Origin of the sequence: Microbispora amethystogenes, assembly GCF_016863015.1 — a bacterium.
GTDB classification, from domain to species: Bacteria; Actinomycetota; Actinomycetes; order Streptosporangiales; family Streptosporangiaceae; genus Microbispora; species Microbispora amethystogenes.
In genome coordinates this window covers 1-3451 of the sequence record NZ_BOOB01000093.1, presented here as the reverse complement: position 1 = coordinate 3451, position 3451 = coordinate 1, and the positions used below count along the sequence as shown (strand labels likewise).

Sequence of the window (3451 nt, the reverse complement as noted above, 5' to 3'; positions counted from 1 at the left end):
CCCCCCAGGGCATCGCCGATCTGCTGGACGGCCTGCTCGGCGGGGACGGCCGGGCGGAGAAGGCGCCGGTGCGGGCTGAGACGACCACCACCGGGTCGCTCGCGGACGATCCGATCGTCATCGTCGGGATGGCCTGCCGGCTGCCGGGCGGCATCGAGTCGCCGGAGGCGCTGTGGCGGCTGGTGGAACGCGGCGGGGACGCGGTGTCGGAGTTCCCCGCCGACCGGGGCTGGGACCTCGAACGGCTCTACGACCCCGATCCGGACCACCTCGGCACCTCCTACACCCGGCACGGCGGGTTCCTGCGGGACGTCGCCGACTTCGACGCCGCCTTCTTCGGCATCTCGCCCCGCGAGGCGCTCGCGACGGACCCGCAGCAGCGACTGCTGCTCGAAGTGGCCTGGGAGGCGTTCGAACGGGCCGGGATCGACCCCCGGCGGCTCAGGGGCAGCCGCACCGGGGTCTTCGCGGGGGTCATGTACCACGACTACGCGCCCCGACTGCAGGAGATCCCGGGCGACCTGGAGGGCTACCTCGTCAACGGCAGCGCGGGCAGCATCGCCTCGGGCCGCGTGGCGTACACGTTCGGCTTCGAGGGCCCGGCGGTGACCGTCGACACGGCCTGCTCGTCGTCGCTGGTCGCGCTGCACCTCGCCGCCCAGTCGCTGCGTACGGGTGAGTCGGACCTGGCGCTGGCGGGTGGCGTCGCCGTGATGTCGTCGCCCGCCACGTTCGTCGAGTTCTCCCGGCAGCGCGCCCTGGCGGTGGACGGGCGGTGCAAGGCATTCTCCTCCTCGGCGGACGGCACCGGCTGGGGCGAGGGCGTCGCCCTGCTGCTCCTCGAACGGCTGTCGGACGCGCGCAGGAACAATCACCCGGTGCTCGCGGTGGTCCGCGGCTCGGCCGTCAACCAGGACGGCGCGTCCAACGGCCTGACCGCCCCCAGCGGCCCGTCGCAGCAGCGGGTCATCCGGCAGGCGCTCGCCAACGCCGGGCTGACGACCGGCGAGGTGGACGTGGTCGAGGCGCACGGCACCGGCACGACGCTCGGCGACCCGATCGAGGCGCAGGCGCTGCTCGCGACGTACGGGCAGGACCGGCCGGCGGACCGGCCGCTGTGGCTGGGCTCGCTCAAGTCGAACATCGCGCACACCCAGGCCGCGGCGGGCGGCGCCGGCGTGATCAAGATGATCATGGCGATGAACGCCGGAGTGCTGCCGAAGACCCTGCACGTCGAAGAACCGAGCCCGCACGTGGACTGGTCGAGCGGCGGAGTCCGCCTTCTCGACGAGGCGCGGCCCTGGCCGGAGGACGGCGGCCCGAGGCGGGCGGGCGTGTCGTCGTTCGGGGTGAGCGGCACGAATGCGCACGTGATCCTGGAGCAGCCCCCCGCCGCCGAGGAGCCGGTGAGAAGGCCGGCCACGCCGCCCGTTGTACCGGCCGCCGTGCCGTGGGTGCTGTCGGGGCACCTGCCCGAGGCGCTGCGCGGCCAGGCCGTCAGCCTCGCGACGTACCTGGACGGCCGGGCGGACCTCGACCCGGTCGACGTGGCGCACTCCCTCGTCTCGGCCAGGACGCTGCTGGGCGAGCGCGCCGTCGTGGTCGCTCCGGACACGGCCGGGCTGACCGCCGGGCTGACCGCGCTCACCCGCGAGGGCGCGCTGCCCGGCCACGTCGTGCGCGGCACGGCCGACGTCGCCGGGAAGGTCGTGTTCGTCTTCCCCGGTCAGGGCGGGCAGTGGCCCGGCATGGCCGCCGGGCTGCTGGAGACGGCACCCGTGTTCGCGGAGCGGCTCGCGGAGTGCGAGCGTGCCCTGAGCGAGTTCGTCGACTGGTCGCTGCTCGACGTCGTGCGCGGCGTCCCCGGCGCGCCGGGGCTCGACCGGGTCGACGTGGTGCAGCCGGTGCTGTGGGCCGTCATGGTGTCGCTCGCCGAGCTCTGGCAGTCGTACGGGGTCCGTCCCGACGCGGTGGTGGGCCACTCGCAGGGGGAGATCGCCGCGGCCGTGGTGGCGGGCGGGCTGTCGCTGCGCGACGCCGCCCGCGTGGTGGCCCTGCGCAGCCAGGCCATCCGGACCCTGTCGGGTGACGGCGGCATGGCGTCGGTGGCCCTGCCGCTGGAGGAGGCCGAGGCCCGGATCGCGCCCTGGGACGGCCGGTTGTCGGTCGGGGTCGTCAACGGGCCGGGCAGCGTGGTCGTGTCCGGCGAGGTGAGCGCTCTGGGCGAGCTGCTGGCCGCGCTCGACGCGGAGGGGGTGCGCAACCGGCGGCTCCCCGTCGACTACGCCTCGCACTCCGCCCAGGTCGAGCTGATCTCCGACGAGCTGCTGAAGGCGCTGTCCCCGATCACGCCCCGCGCGCTGACCGTGCCCATGCTGTCGACCGTCACCGGCGAATGGGCCGGGGAGGCGGAGCTCGACGCCGAGTACTGGTACGCGAACCTGCGCCGGCCCGTGCGGTTCGAGGCCGCCACCCGCGCGCTGGCGGCCGGCGGGCACACCGCGTTCGTGGAGATCAGCCCGCATCCGGTGCTGGCGTCGAGCATCGAGGACACCCTGGACGCCGCGGCGGTCGCGCCCGCGCTGGTCACCGGGACGCTGCGGCGCGACGAGGGCGGGCCGGAGCGGTTCCTCGTGTCGCTCGCCGAGGCGTTCGTGCGGGGCGTGCCGGTGGACTGGGCCGTCGCCCTCCGCGGCGCCGATCCGCGCCGCGTCGACCTGCCGACCTACGCCTTCCAGCGCACCCGCTTCTGGCTCGACGCCTCGCGTACGTCATCGGCCACGTCCTCTGTGGGCGGCGCGGCGGACGACGGCGCGGCCGGGGGGCAGGCGCCCGAACCCGCGTCGCGGTTCGCCGGGCTCGGCCCGGAGCAGCGCCGCGAGGCCGTGCTCGGCCTCGTCCGCACGGAGGTCGCGGCGGTGCTGCGGCACGCCGACGGCGAGGAGATCCCGCCGGCCAGGGCGTTCCGGGAGCTGGGGCTCGACTCGCTGACCGCCGTGGACCTGCGCAACCGGCTCCGTACGGCCACCGGGCTGCCCCTGCCGACCACGCTGATCTTCGATCACCCCTCACCGGCCGCGGTGACCGACTACATCCTGTCGGCGCTGGCCGAGGCGGAGGCGGAGGCGGACGGGGACGGGGAACCCTCGGGTGACCCGCTGACCGCGCTGCGGCGGCTGGAGGCGAGCCTGCTCGCCGAACCCGGCGGCCGGGGCGAGGTCGTCTCCCGCCTGCGCGCGCTGCTGGCCCGCTTCGACGCCCCGCTCGGCGCGGACGACGACACCGGCGACGAGATCGACCTCGACTCCGCCACCGACGACGAACTCTTCGACCTCCTGGACAGGGGCTGATTCCTGATGGCGAACGACGACAAGCTGCGCGAATATCTCAAGCGTTCGATCGCGGAGACCAAGCAGGCGGAGAAACGGCTGCGGCAGATCGAGGCGAAGTC

The 3451-nt window shown here is 74.9% G+C and carries 2 protein-coding genes; both read left to right on the top strand.

From position 1 onward, the window contains the following. Positions 1–3350 (top strand): type I polyketide synthase (locus Mam01_RS35760; RefSeq protein WP_204289651.1); only part of this gene is annotated, 3350 nt, incomplete at its 5' end. 6 nt (positions 3351–3356) lie between these two features. After that, positions 3357–3451 (top strand): polyketide synthase docking domain-containing protein (locus Mam01_RS37825; protein WP_204289652.1); only part of this gene is annotated, 95 nt, incomplete at its 3' end.